Below are 12,955 nucleotides of genomic sequence, written 5' to 3'. Positions count from 1 at the left end.
AACAAAAATTGAGTATGAAAGATTGGTAAAGGCGTTAGATGAAGGAGATATGAAAACGGTAATGTCTGCGAGTGATGATGGGTATGCGCATTTGAAAGAACAAATGATTTTTGTTACTAAAGAAGAAAAAGAAGATGGGACGCATGATAGAACGATATATCAAACTATTGATGGAATTTACAATACAAAAGATAAAGTTTTATATGGAAATACAAATCAAGTATTAACTACTGATATTGATAGTGAAAAAGAGAAAGATACAACAAAAAATTATAAAAAAGAGGACATATATAGTACCAATATTATATACAAAAATGGTGAAGCTCAAAGTGAAAATCCTAAATTAGATGTGTCGGCTATTAATTTAATTGTCAAAGGTTTACAAGGTGTAGTTAAAATGAAACCCACGAAAGATATAAAAGAGTTTAGTGAACCTAGTAGCATTAGTTATAGTTTAACAGAGTCACAATTTAAAGAGATAATAAATGATAATTTGAAGTTAGAATATGATAAATTTAGAAATGCATCAATTGTTATCGGCTTTAATTCTGCCAAAGATACTAAGGACCACCCAATGAGTATAACCGAAATAACCTTAGTAGTAAGATATTATAAAAAAAATAATCAAGATAAAATGTTGTTACATCGACAACAAATTGCTGTGAGTTTTAGTGACAAAGTTGAAAATACTCAAAATTCAAAAATTGAATATTCTGAATGTAAAAATCGATTCAATAGTAATAAATAATTAGGAATGGGTTGAGGTTAATTATGGGGCGTTTTAATTTATCTCCCGACGAAGGAAAATTACAATTAGCAGGGAAGGATATTTACGGTTTTAATGGGAGAGGAAGTATACCATTATGTTAAAGGAAACATAATTAAACTAAAAATGCCAAGAGTAACGAACGAGGTGACAGTATGAAGAAGAAAGTTAAGGGGATGATCATTATGACGATAGTCGCGTCTTTATTAGGCGGATGTAGTTTAGGAGAAACGAAGATTGACTATGAACCATTTGTAAAGGCTTTAGATGAAGAGGATATGAAGAGGGTAATGTCTGCGAGTGATGATGGATATGCACATGTGACACAAAGAGGTATATACAGTATGTACGAGCAAAAAGAAGATGTGGAGCACAGTAAAACAATTCGTCAAACTACAGAAGGTGTATATAATACGAAAGATAAAAGTTTATATGGCGATACAACACAAGAAATTGCTACTGATGTAGATAAAAAAAATGAAAAAAAGACAAATAAAAATTATAAAGAAGAAACCATTTATAGTACAAATATTATGTATAAAAATGGGCAGGTACAAAGTGATTCCAATGTTGATGTTTCTTACGTTAACTTAATTGTGGATCGTTTAAAAGGAATAGGAAAATTAAAAATGAAGCCAGGTGATGACACAAAAAAATTTGATCAGCCTAAAACAGCTGGATATAGCTTAACTGAATCAGAATTTCAAAATATTATTAATGACAAGCTAAAAATACAATATGATGAATATGGTGGGGCGACAATTGTGCTTCATCTTGACTCCGCAAATGGTCCAATGCAGATATTGGAAGTAAGTATTGTTATGAATTATACGAAGAAGAATGATGAAGGAAAGTTAATAGAATATCTATCGCAGATACACACATATTTTGAGAGCAAAAAAAGTAATAATCAAGATGCAAAAAAAGAATATGTAGATTATAAAGCACGGTATAAAAATAATAAATAATTGGGAAAGGAGATAACCTAGTATGAAGAATAATGCGGGACAGGACCAGGATGAAAATTTAAAGGTAGCTACTGATTGTGGAAAATTGAAGCTAGCTGGTAAGGATATATATGATTATCAAGCTGGGAGAGATCCGTATAATAATTCAACTGAACAAGATAATACAGATAGATTACAAGAGAATTTTAATGCAGAGCTTATATATCATGAAGTAGATGAAAATACAGGATTTGTAGCATATGCTTTTAAAGATAAGACCACAGGAGAAATTGTAATATCATATATGAATATATGGACCGAAACAGAGATGCATTGCCAATGAAAATGCGAAGTAAACTAACAACAGCAATTATCGCAATGCCTCTAAACGACCAAAGCATTTTCAGCATCAAGTATGTAAGTAACGAACCAGCTTTAGGAAAAGATGAAGTATACTATTATGTAAAAGGAAGCATAATCAAACTGAAAATGCCAAGAGTAACGAATGAGGTGATGGTATGAAAAAGAAAAACAAAGTTAAGGGGATGATTATTATGACGGTAGTTGCGTCTTTATTAGGCGGATGTAGTTTTGGAGAAACGAAAATTGAGTATGAACCATTTGTAAAGGCCTTGGATGAAGGGGATATGACGAAGGTTATGTCTGCGAGTGATGATGGATATGCACATGTGTTTCAAAGAGGTATATATAGTGCGTATGAGGAAAAAGAAGATGGAGAGCACAGTAAAACAATCTATCAAACTACGGAAGGTGTATATAATACGAAAGATAAAAGCTTATATGGAGATACAACACAAGAGATTACTACTGATATAGATAATAGAAAGAAAGAAAGTACAAATAATAATTATAAAGAAGAAACTGTTTATAGTACAAATATTATGTATAAAAATGGGCAGGTACAAAGTGATTCCAATGTTGATGTTTCTTACGTTAATTTAATTGTGGATCGGTTAAAAGGAATAGGGAAACTAAAGATGAAGCCAGGTGGTGATATTAAAAAATTTGATCAGCCTAATACAGTTGGATATAGACTAACTGAATCAGAATTTCAAAGTATTATTAATGACAAACTAAAAATACAATATGATGAATATGGTGGGGCGACAATTGTACTTTATCTTGACGCCGCAAAAAAACCAAAGCAGATACTGCAAGTAAGTATTGATGTAGACTACAAGAAAAAGAACGATGAGGGGAATTTAGTAAGATATGCGTTACAGATACACACATACTTTAATAGAAAACAAGATAACAATCAAGACGCTAAAAAAGAATATGTAGATTATAAAGCACGGTACAAAAATAATAAATAATTGGGAAAATAGATCATGGAGTAAATGGTGTATCAACACCATTTGGTGCACCAGATAAGTTTTATCATTTTAGCCAAGAAGACTCCTTCCTCAAGGAACGTGAAGGGTCGCAGCCCAGTGAGTAGGTGGGAGATGAATTGGCTTCGGACAAGGGATAGCATGAAGCCATCTTAATTGTTCGACATATGTAAAGTGTTACTGAACATCGACTGAAATCATCAAAAACCACGATGTTATCGGTATAGAAGATTTGCAAGTATCGAATATGTTAAAGAATCATAGGTTAGCAAAAGCAATTAGTGAGGTATCATGGTCACAGTTTCGAACCATGTTGGAATATAAAGCAAAATGGTATGGCAAACAAGTCATTGTCGTATCGAAAACATTTGCTTCAAGCCAATTATGTTCTTGGTGTGGATATCAAAACAAAGACGTTAAAAATCTAAACCTACGTAAATGGGATTGCCCTTCTTGTAGTACACATCATGATAGGGATATTAACGCAAGTATCAATCTAAAGAATGAAGCGATAAGGCTTCTAACCGCAAGGACTGCGGAGATAGCCTAATAAATTAGAGTTCGATAGAACTCTTTACTTAGGAATCCCCCACTTCTAAACGAAGTGAAAGTGGGGGTAGTTCAACAATTTGGTTAAGAAGCATAGCATAATTTAACTTAAATCTTTAAGTAGATTATTTTCCCACGGAACAACACTCAATAGAGTTTTTTTATAATCAAACAAGTTCGATACGTAATTAATATTATACTTATCTTTATTTATGAATTCTATATCATTTGTGTTAAAGTGGCTGCCGATACGAAAGGCGTTAAAATACTCGTGCCAATCTGAATAAGAATGTTGTGAAAGTTGTGCAGCCTGTATCATAAAGTCCTTTGCTTCCGGTTTTGATAAATAACCGAGTCTTCTACCGACCCGACATAAACAGATACACCATGCATAATCAAACGCTGCAATTCCGGAATCCGTCAAAATATGTAATCCGTGATTAGCAATATAAAGTTTTTCATAGTCAGGATGGTCTTTCGATAATTGCTTTCGCGCTGTCTCGGAAAGAGGAGTCAATTGATGGCGTATACGATTAAATTCCTGCCGTGTTCCTTCTTCTAAAAACCAAATGATTTTCTCTTTTAACTCCGTTGAATTTTCGATCTTCCATGTCCATAACACGTTCTTCAAAAAACGTTTCCCAATAAAGCGGTCTCTGATAAGGGTGAATTCATATCGGGTAAAGTAGTTTGTAAGATAAAAACAATTCAAACAAACGGAAGACAGACAGCGGAAATATAGTTCGAGCTGTTTCTCTCGTTTTCTTTTGTATAAAACAGGCATTCTGTCTCCTCCTTATGCTAATGTTTGAAGCCTAACGAATTTCCATGCTTCCCAAATAAGTGGGAGTAGGAGAAGTAATGCATATTTAGATGGTAATGGGGTTAAAACAATAAGAATCATAAAGATCAAATAAACCCAGGTGCGGCTAATAAATATAAATAAAAGGTATAGCGCATAGCGGATAATAAACCTCATATTTATTTCTTGTTTCTGTCTCTTCTCTGGAATTTCAGTGTGAATTTGAATACAGTATGAACGAAATTCAAAGCGTTCCGTATAACGCTTTACCACATCCAACGCCCTAGTGGCTACAGTTTCTATATCACCTGATTCGAACGAATACTTCACTAATAAGAACTGTGCGTCCATATGCTCCGGCTGAATCGAAAGTAGATGCTCACAGTCCTTGATAGCATCTGCAAACTGCCCGCGGTCATAGTAAATCTGAGCGCGATACAGTAAACCATCCAGGTCATCTGGGCAAATGACAAGTATGTCATTGAATGATTGTAACGCACGTTCTTTATTTTCGATGCGCAAATAATAAATGCCCTGCATACGTAAAAGTTCCGGATCTTCTTGATAAAGCTCGTATGCAAAATCGAGTGCACTTTTTGCTGCTTCTAAGTTATTATTCATAAGTGTGAGCTGGACTTCTTCACGTAAATGAAAATACGCTTCAAAATCTAAATCATCACTTTTCTTGAAAAGATCATAACGCATTTCCTTCTCGCCGCTCATTCTCTCTAGCAAAAATTGTACCGTTTCTACACCGTATTCAAACTCTAACTCCTCTCTTTGCTCACTAAAGCGAAATACATTGTCGAGAAGTTCCCAAATCGAGCGGGGGAAATGGTAATGATATTGTAAAAATTCTATTAATATATCTTGAATCGCTGCCGCATGTTCTACGTCCCATATCACATCGGAACTTAATAAGTCTTCCCAATTTTTCGGTTCGATTCGTGCAAAGAAATCGTTATACAGCGTTTCGATTTTTTCCGTAAATGCGTGAACGGGATGTTCTGAAACGAGAGTAGCGGTAAGTTCAGCGTCACCATCCATCCATGTAGGAGATACAGGATGGATATAGGAATTTCCTTCGTTTTCATCTGTTTTTTCTAGTTGAGAGGGAGGTACGGTCTTCATTTGTTTTGCGCTTTTTATCGCTTTATCAAATGCTTCTCTCAGCCTCTGATATCCTTCAGGATCGTCTTCGGGATGATAGATCTTTAAAAGTTTTGCATAAGCCTTTTTAATAGCTGCGATATTATCGGTAGGCTCAATTTCTAACGTTTCCCAAATGCTCATGAATGACTGACCCACCTTTCAATATTCTCTAAATGCTCTTTTAATATATGAGCAGCTTCTTTCACTTTTTTATCATTTTGCGTTGTAAGCGCATTTTCAAATTGCTGTAACAAGATAGCGACTTTCTGGCGTTCGTCACCGAGTAATTCTTCATAGAGCCGTTCGCCTCTTGCGAGCAGCAATCGGTTTTCGGACCGGTCTCGTGGATGAATTTTAATTTCCTTCAATTCTAGTAGTCTAGCTTCAATTTCTTTTTCTGTAAGATTTCCGGCATTTTGTTGGATAATTGCTCTTTTCTTCTCTCCAGTCGTTGTACTTATTACCTCGACTTCGAGAATGCCATTTATGTCATATGTATAACGAATGTCAATCGCCTCTTGTCCAGCAGGAGCAGGAGGGACTTTAATTTTAAGTTCGCCAAGTTTTAAGTTATTTTTAACCAAGCGGTTTTCTCCTTGATAAACATCGACAAGTATGGAGTGTTGTCTATCATTGACAGTATAAAGTCGTTCCACTCGACTTACAGGAATCGGTGTATTTCGTTCAATAATCGGGAAGAAGTATCCGGATTCTTGTTGTCCATTTCCTAACGCTTGAACAACACTAGTTCCTAACGTATATGGACAAACATCCGTTAAGATAACTTCTTCTAGTGCTTTGTTTCGTTCTTTTAAAGCAACTTGAATCGCAGCACCTAAAGCAACCGTTTCATCAGGATTAATATTCGCATGAGGCATGCGTCCGAACATTTTAGAAATGACAGATTTGATAAGCGGCATCCTTGTCGCCCCGCCAATTAGGATGACAGCATCTAAATCCTTAGGGTTTAGCGACGCATCACGAAGTGCGCGTTCAATCGGATAGCGAAGCCGTAAGAGGAGCGGGGTTACTAATTTTTCAAATTCATTTCTGTTAATGCGAGTTTCATACGTCTCATTATGAATAAAGACTTTCATAATCGCGGCAGGCTCATTACATAATGTAAGTTTGCAACGTTCTGCCTGTGCATAAATTAAAGATAGCGTTTTTGAGTCAAGGGAATCGGAATCGAGTTGGTGTGACTCTAAAAAAAAGGACATGAGACTGTTTGTGAAGTCTTCGCCCCCAAGATAATTATCGCCGGCGATTGATTTAACATCCATTACTCCTTCAAATAATTCTAAAATGGACACGTCAAATGTTCCGCCGCCTAAATCAAATACAAGAAATTTTGTCTCTGCCGCTTCTTGATACAGTCCGTAAGCGATAGCAGCTGCCGTTGGCTCACTAATGAGACGTTCAACTTTTAATCCAGCAATTTCAGCAGCCCGTTTTGTCGCTTTGCGCTGAGCATCGTTGAAATAAGCAGGTACGCTAATGACAGCACCAGTAACCGCTTCGTTTAAATAAGCTTCTGCATCTTGTTTTAAAGATTGAATGATAAAAGATGAAAGTTCTTCTGAAGAAAATGTATACATACCTAACTCGTATTTTTTCTCTGTTCCTATAAATCGCTTAAACGTTGATGCTGTAACGTGCGGATGGGTGATCAGCCGTTCTTTGGCGATGCGTCCGACTAGAACTTCACCGCTCTCGTCAACGCTGATGACAGATGGTGTAAGATATTCGCCAAGTGCATTGGGGATAAGGGCTGCACCATGATCCGTCCAATAGGCTACTAAACTATTCGTTGTTCCTAGGTCAATTCCAATCGTTACCATAATAATCTCCTCTCGTTTTTTCTCCATCATACTATATATTATTATAATACTATATAGTATGATGGAGAAAAATGGAATCGTACGGTTTTATTTCTTGAAGGAAAGGGGGAGAAACAGATAGTTTAGTAGTATTGAGTTTGTTATAAGTAAAGAGGTATAATTTTGTCAGAATGTTTTTACAAGCATGGTGAAATTTTATGTAAAGGGTGGTAAAGAGGTCAGATGATAATTGGAATTATATGTTTGATTTTAGGAATAGCGTTAATTTGGATGAGTGAAGGGGGACTTTTATTATTGGTGCCTGGCATTCTGTTTACAGTGGCGGGCGGTGTTATATGTGTGATTTTTAGACGGTTAGAAAAAGAGAGAAGAAGATTAAGTAAGAATGGTTAGAAGTTACATATTGTATAGTTTGTACTTACATAATTAGGCGGAAGCATCAAGTCTAAAACAGGTTCTTGTGCAAAAATAAAACAAAAGAGAATAAAGCATATATATTCCTAACGGAATCGTATCTTATGTTGCAAGTCCAAACAATTGATGGATGAATTCTTTTTGATTTTGGACAGACTGGTTCCGTAAAGCAATCTGTTCTTTTTTAATCATATGCATGGCTTCTACTCCAGAAAGAATAGATATAGCTGTGTCAAAAGATTTACGACCTAGCATAGAACGGATTCGCTTCTTTATAAAGCGATGATCTTGTTCTACTATGTTATTCAAGTACTTTTGTTGTCTAATTCGCATACCGTTAGGTATGTTTTTTTCTTTTTTTAGCATTTCAATTGCTATAGGATAAGCTGGATTCTTATCGACTGTTATCACACGTGGCTTTGAAACATGAAAAGACCGCAAAGCTTTCTTGAAAAGGCGCTTTGCAGCCCTATGATCTCTTGTTTTGCTTAAATGAAAATCAATTGTATTTCCTTTTGAATCAACAGCACGATATAGGTACATCCATTGACCTTTGACTTTCACATACGTTTCATCGACTCGCCAAGAATTATTGGTTGATTTAAGATGACGTCGTACGCGCTTATCTAATTCGGGACCATATTGATGAATCCATCGCATGATCGTTGTATGAGCAAGGGATAGCCCACGTTCTTCCATCATTTCGACTAAATCACGAAAAATGAGGTTGTACCGTAGGTACCATCTCACGGTTAATAAAATAATATCCGGTTGATAATGTTTCCACTTGATTAGATTTTGCTTTTCCATACCAATCACATCCTTTTTTAGAGTACTAGTATCAGTATGTCCAAGTTTGATAGACTATTTTCATATACTTCAAAGTTTTTGCACCAGAACCATATTCTTGATACATTCCTTATTTAATCCCTTTAAAAAATAACTAAAAAAAGAACTAACATTTAAAGTGCTAGTTCTATTTTTCTAATTAAAATATTAAATTAACATTAAAAAATCCAACATAAGTTCAAAATTATATTTAACACTAATTATTTATATCGATAGGTACCGCATTTAGCACTACACCAACAGGTCCTAATTTTTCAATCATTTTTTTTGCCTTACCATATGGAAACTTCTTCACTAATGTAAAAGGAAGATTTTTCGAGCCTTTTAATAGATCTCCTGTTGAAATATCAATTGCTAGAACACTTTTTATCTTTACTAAATCTTTTAATCCCCCATTAGGAGTTTCTACTAACACTATATTACACGTATCAGGGAATTCCACTTCTATTTTCTGTATTTTTTCATTTAAACATCCTGTATTTACCCACTCGCTAAAATCCAAAGTAATTACAGTAGCATGATTTGGATCCATATCACCAGAATCAACAACCAACACTTCCTTTACATCTACACCTTGCAACATTAAAAAAACATTACCACTGCCATCATCACCGATAGAAACATACCCACTTGCATATTCAGTTACTTCCCAAGTCTCATTTCGTTCTACAATATCTTCAGTACCATAAATCGTTAAGCCTCCACCAATTGAAAAACCATTAGTATATCTCAATAAATCTTTATATACACTAGGTAATTCTATTTTCATCAGCTCTTCTAATTTTTGAATTTCAATATCACTTACTGGATTATTTTTTATTAAACCAGGAACTTTAAATAAATCTATCATTTTTTTACAAAGCCTCCTAAACTATCAAAATATTTATAAGCATCCACTAATGCCTTTCTTGCATTTTTTTGACTAACTCCTGCCTCAATCATTTCTCTATAGCTTACATTAAATTCATAATGTATATCAGTATCATACCCCTCAATTTTTCTTCGTTTTCTTTGCATAGCAGAAATTTTTGCGTGTGGTAAACCAGAACTTGATGGTAAAAGTATTGCTTGAGCTTTCTTTTCGTTATAATCAAATTCACCCTTTTTAGCCCATCTTTTAGCCCACTCATTTTGTATAGGATGATGGGATTGTATTCGATTATCAGCAGCTACATTTTTATTTCCTGGAGCACGATTAACTGCTGGACTTAAATAGCCATGTTCATCAATATCTCCTTTTTGATATCCGCCTGGCTTTTTTGCATTACCAAGATTATTATTTAATCTACTATTTCCACTACTTGCTTTAACAAAGTAATCTTTAATTGTAGGTATTTCAATTCTCATAGAACCCATACCTGCAAGAGCAAAGCGATCCCCCATTTGTAAATTACTTGTAATATGTGAAATGCTTTGCGGAATCTTATTTTTTGCTAGTTTGGTTACTTTACCCGCTTGACCTAATTTACTTGCTTTACTTAATCCTTTATCACCAATAAGTCCTAATCCAACTTGTGTTAAAGCATAACTTCCCCACTTAGCACGACTTTCAGCATCTCCATTTATTACATCATTAATAAATGAATCTGACAATACATTGTACATGGTACTAAGAGTATCAATAGGATGCAACGCAGCATTCCCCATATTTTCCCACGTTTCCCATTTACCAAGTGCCTTAAATCCTTCTATAGTATCTTCAACGGCTTCCCTTGCACCTCTTACAATACCGTCCAAAATTTTTTCTCCAGTAGATTTTGAAGGAAGCTTCCCGCACATTGCACCTTCTTCAATTGAATTGGCAGCCTGACGTGCCCTCTCTTCTTCTATCGCTTGAATAGACGTTGCCCATTCCATATTCAACCCTTGTGTACTAAATGTACCACTTGCAGGACTAAAACCTTTTCCACTTTGGACTTCCGATAAACCAGTCGCAATACTAGCAGCCAGTTGAAGTGCAGTATCATAATTACTACTAGAAGTATAATTAAATTCATGTAGATGCTCTAATTTTTCTTGCAGTTTTCGTTTCATCACATCAAAAATACCCATCATCGCTTGCATACCTGGAAGTGTATTACTGATTACTTCAATACCAGCTTTCGTTCGTTCAATCCCTCGGATTTGTTCTAATATTTCTTGTTCGATTACATCAGTTGAAGCTACCTTTGATTGAAATTGACTTGGAAAGGCATCATTCTGACGGATTAATTCTTCACATAAGTAAATGATTCCTTGTGCTAAAGGATAAAAGGTTTGTACAAAAAACGCTTTTGCACTATCGTAAGTCTGGCCTTGAAGGACAGTATCACTCGCAAAAGCGTCAATCGACTGAATGGCTTGCTCCATACCTTGAATCGTAGCCGTACATACAGCGTTCATGCTTTGTGTTTGCGTATGTACTTCCCCTAGATACATATTCAAACTCATGAATTGACCTCCTTTGCTAGATTTTGTTGCTGGTAGGATAGGTCGTTTTCTAAATTACTCAGATTTCTTTTTTCCTTGAGCAATGTTTCTTTTTGATTTTCCAATTCGAAAATAAGTTTTCGCCCAATATATTGTGCATCTTGACGCATATTCATAAAAAACAGTGACATTTCTCTATCTCTATGCCAAGTTTCTAAAATACGGTCAAACAAACGATGATTTTGATTTTTCCATACATGAAAATCTTCTTCTACTTGTTCCTGTGTTTGAATCGCAGATTGATTCCGATTCTGTTCTTCAAATACACCTCGTAATTTTTGATTTAACTGTTTAATTTGGTTTTCGATATCTCGGTCCATCTTTTTCCTCCTACCGTTTTATCTTTACGAAGGTGGTCACATTAGCGAAAAGTGTTGTGAAGCTCGTGATCCATTCTCTCAAACTCTTTGGCTACCGAATGAATATTATCGACCGCTTGTTGAAAGATGGCGGAAAATTGTTTCGTCAAATCTAAAACTTGTTGGTTCGCTTCTTGTGCTTTGGAATTAACAGAAAGCGTAGTACGCGTCGCCTTTTTTATAGAGCGATTTGTTGCACTTTGGATGGTATCCGAAGCTGCCCTCATCTGCGTAGCGATTTGTTGTGCCGATTGAAAATTACTTTGAAATTGTCCCATCGTATAACCCCTTTCTATATTTCTATGAACGTATTTAAGAAGGGGAGTGCCCAGTATGTATGTCCATTATCCTATTGTTTTTTATAGGAACCCTCCTGGAAAAATATTGTGAATATAATTATAACAATAAATGGGTAAAATTTCCTCTAAAAAACATATTTTCTAACATATGTGTTTGTTATAGTTTTCAATAGGTAATGTAGTATATCGTAGGGGTAAAACACTGATGGGAAAGTAATAAAATGATGCTAATGATTTATAATTACGCCTAATAGACTTGCTGTTTTAGGAGTAAACATACTTATCTGGGCAAATCTAATCGGGATTATGCTCTCCTATATGCGTTTTCTACAAAACAAATCCGGACCTTCAACTATCCAAGATGCCGTTACTAAGTATTTGCCGGTCTACGGACTTTGGGCAGCTTTTGTTACATTTACTTTTCCTATAAATTTTAATTAGAAAGGCTCTGTTAATGTAACGAAAAGCTAATCTTCTATAACGTATAAAATCCTTAGAGCCGATATTATGCAGCTTTTTATACAGAGTTGCATAATATCGGCTTATTTTCATTACTAAAGTTAAAAAGAGGGTATTCAAACTAGAAGACATAATATATTGTTGCAACTGGATTCTTTAAAATATGTCCAGTTTCATATGCCCAACGAAAAAGGACTTCATGAAACGTATTTGATAAGCTAAACTTGCAGGTTTTAAGTCTGATTTAGATTAAATGTGATAAGCAGTGTACAATATCATTAAAACTGTGTAGTTGTTCCCTTGAAATCTCCCAATTTAGACTACTGTAATAGAGATGGTTAAGATTATCATTTTGATCTAAATTTATAAAAGGACGGATGTAATTATGTAGAGATTTGCATGTTAGTTAACACGGAATTACTATCGGCAGTCTTATTACAAGATAAACATTACGACAATGGAATTACTAGTATCTCCTTGACCAAAAGTGAGTTAGCTAAGTGGTCAAAAAAGTTTAACATTATGTATACGAAAGAGCAGACGGTGCAATCCTTTAACAGATTAGTACAGTGCATAGGTATAGGATTTAGTAAGCCTTGTAAATTTTATCATTTTAGCCAAGAAGACTCCTTCCTCAAGGAACGTGAAGGGTCGCAGCCCAGTGAGTAGGTGGGAGATGAATTGGCTTCGGACA

General features: G+C 35.2%; 11 protein-coding genes and 4 pseudogenes. 7 read left to right on the top strand and 8 right to left on the bottom strand.

Translation table 11 applies throughout. The features are described from left to right. The 6 genes and pseudogenes from MR109_RS28935 to MR109_RS28910 all read left to right on the top strand — a co-directional run. The coding region (locus tag MR109_RS28935) for a DUF3952 domain-containing protein (protein WP_242274766.1) at positions 1-748 on the top strand (748 nt) is incomplete at its 5' end. Positions 749-921: 173 nt separating this feature from the next. Continuing rightward, a complete protein-coding gene (locus MR109_RS28930; RefSeq protein WP_242274765.1) occupies positions 922-1,734 on the top strand; it encodes a DUF3952 domain-containing protein in 813 nt (270 codons plus the stop codon). 22 nt (positions 1,735-1,756) lie between these two features. Then, a pseudogene (locus MR109_RS28925) lies at positions 1,757-2,020 on the top strand (lipase); the annotation flags it as partial. Continuing rightward, positions 2,017-2,235 (top strand): annotated as a pseudogene (locus MR109_RS28920) (hypothetical protein); the annotation flags it as partial. The pseudogenes MR109_RS28925 and MR109_RS28920, both read left to right, overlap by 4 nt. Next, the gene (locus tag MR109_RS28915; RefSeq protein ID WP_242274763.1) at positions 2,232-3,050 is read left to right on the top strand and encodes a DUF3952 domain-containing protein; all 819 of its coding nucleotides are present in this window, start codon (positions 2,232-2,234) and stop codon (positions 3,048-3,050) included. The pseudogene MR109_RS28920 and the gene MR109_RS28915, both read left to right, overlap by 4 nt. 205 nt (positions 3,051-3,255) lie before the next feature. Further along, positions 3,256-3,618 (top strand): annotated as a pseudogene (locus MR109_RS28910) (RNA-guided endonuclease TnpB family protein); the annotation flags it as partial. Positions 3,619-3,720: 102 nt separating this feature from the next. Here the strand turns inward: MR109_RS28910 and MR109_RS28905 are convergent. From MR109_RS28905 to MR109_RS28870, 8 genes are all read right to left on the bottom strand, one after another. After that, positions 3,721-4,401, bottom strand: a complete 681-nt coding sequence (locus tag MR109_RS28905; RefSeq protein ID WP_215576333.1) for a DUF1266 domain-containing protein — start codon at positions 4,399-4,401, stop codon at positions 3,721-3,723. 12 nt (positions 4,402-4,413) lie between these two features. Continuing rightward, positions 4,414-5,712 (bottom strand): J domain-containing protein, encoded by a 1,299-nt coding sequence (locus MR109_RS28900; RefSeq protein ID WP_242274762.1) that lies wholly within the window; start codon positions 5,710-5,712, stop codon positions 4,414-4,416. After that, on the bottom strand, positions 5,709-7,412 hold the full coding sequence (locus tag MR109_RS28895) for a molecular chaperone HscC (RefSeq protein WP_242274761.1): 1,704 nt from the start codon (positions 7,410-7,412) through the stop codon (positions 5,709-5,711). Before MR109_RS28895 ends, MR109_RS28900 begins: the two co-directional genes overlap by 4 nt. Before the next feature lie 516 nt (positions 7,413-7,928). Further along, positions 7,929-8,636, bottom strand: coding sequence for an IS6 family transposase (locus tag MR109_RS28890; protein WP_242274760.1), 708 nt, complete (start codon positions 8,634-8,636; stop codon positions 7,929-7,931). Positions 8,637-8,871: 235 nt separating this feature from the next. Continuing rightward, positions 8,872-9,525 carry an SMI1/KNR4 family protein gene (locus MR109_RS28885; protein WP_048517394.1) on the bottom strand — a complete coding sequence of 218 codons (654 nt, stop codon included), beginning with the start codon at positions 9,523-9,525 and terminating at the stop codon, positions 8,872-8,874. Further along, positions 9,522-11,105: a T7SS effector LXG polymorphic toxin gene (locus MR109_RS28880; RefSeq protein ID WP_242274759.1), complete on the bottom strand. Its 1,584-nt coding sequence runs from the start codon at positions 11,103-11,105 to the stop codon at positions 9,522-9,524. The genes MR109_RS28885 and MR109_RS28880 overlap by 4 nt, the downstream gene beginning before the upstream one ends. Then, the gene (locus tag MR109_RS28875; RefSeq protein WP_242274758.1) at positions 11,102-11,464 is read right to left on the bottom strand and encodes a DUF3958 family protein; all 363 of its coding nucleotides are present in this window, start codon (positions 11,462-11,464) and stop codon (positions 11,102-11,104) included. Before MR109_RS28875 ends, MR109_RS28880 begins: the two co-directional genes overlap by 4 nt. A 41-nt stretch (positions 11,465-11,505) precedes the next feature. Continuing rightward, positions 11,506-11,781: a TIGR04197 family type VII secretion effector gene (locus tag MR109_RS28870; protein WP_242274757.1), complete on the bottom strand. Its 276-nt coding sequence runs from the start codon at positions 11,779-11,781 to the stop codon at positions 11,506-11,508. Positions 11,782-12,042: 261 nt separating this feature from the next. Here MR109_RS28870 and MR109_RS28865 point away from each other — a divergent pair. After that, a pseudogene (locus MR109_RS28865) lies at positions 12,043-12,243 on the top strand (DUF4153 domain-containing protein); the annotation flags it as partial. Positions 12,244-12,955: the final 712 nt, after the last annotated feature.

Source organism: Bacillus cereus group sp. BfR-BA-01310 (genome assembly GCF_022664325.1).
In the GTDB taxonomy this organism is placed as follows: domain Bacteria; phylum Bacillota; class Bacilli; order Bacillales; family Bacillaceae_G; genus Bacillus_A; species Bacillus_A paramycoides.
This window is presented reverse-complemented; position numbering and strand designations above follow the sequence as displayed.

Coding starts and splice junctions, on each gene's coding strand:
- MR109_RS28930 (WP_242274765.1), top strand. CDS start 922: ATGAAGAAGAAAGTTAAGGGGATGATCATTATGACGATAGTCGCGTCT.
- MR109_RS28915 (WP_242274763.1), top strand. CDS start 2,232: ATGAAAAAGAAAAACAAAGTTAAGGGGATGATTATTATGACGGTAGTT.
- MR109_RS28905 (WP_215576333.1), bottom strand. CDS start 4,401: ATGCCTGTTTTATACAAAAGAAAACGAGAGAAACAGCTCGAACTATAT.
- MR109_RS28900 (WP_242274762.1), bottom strand. CDS start 5,712: ATGAGCATTTGGGAAACGTTAGAAATTGAGCCTACCGATAATATCGCA.
- MR109_RS28895 (WP_242274761.1), bottom strand. CDS start 7,412: ATGGTAACGATTGGAATTGACCTAGGAACAACGAATAGTTTAGTAGCC.
- MR109_RS28890 (WP_242274760.1), bottom strand. CDS start 8,636: ATGGAAAAGCAAAATCTAATCAAGTGGAAACATTATCAACCGGATATT.
- MR109_RS28885 (WP_048517394.1), bottom strand. CDS start 9,525: ATGATAGATTTATTTAAAGTTCCTGGTTTAATAAAAAATAATCCAGTA.
- MR109_RS28880 (WP_242274759.1), bottom strand. CDS start 11,105: ATGAGTTTGAATATGTATCTAGGGGAAGTACATACGCAAACACAAAGC.
- MR109_RS28875 (WP_242274758.1), bottom strand. CDS start 11,464: ATGGACCGAGATATCGAAAACCAAATTAAACAGTTAAATCAAAAATTA.
- MR109_RS28870 (WP_242274757.1), bottom strand. CDS start 11,781: ATGGGACAATTTCAAAGTAATTTTCAATCGGCACAACAAATCGCTACG.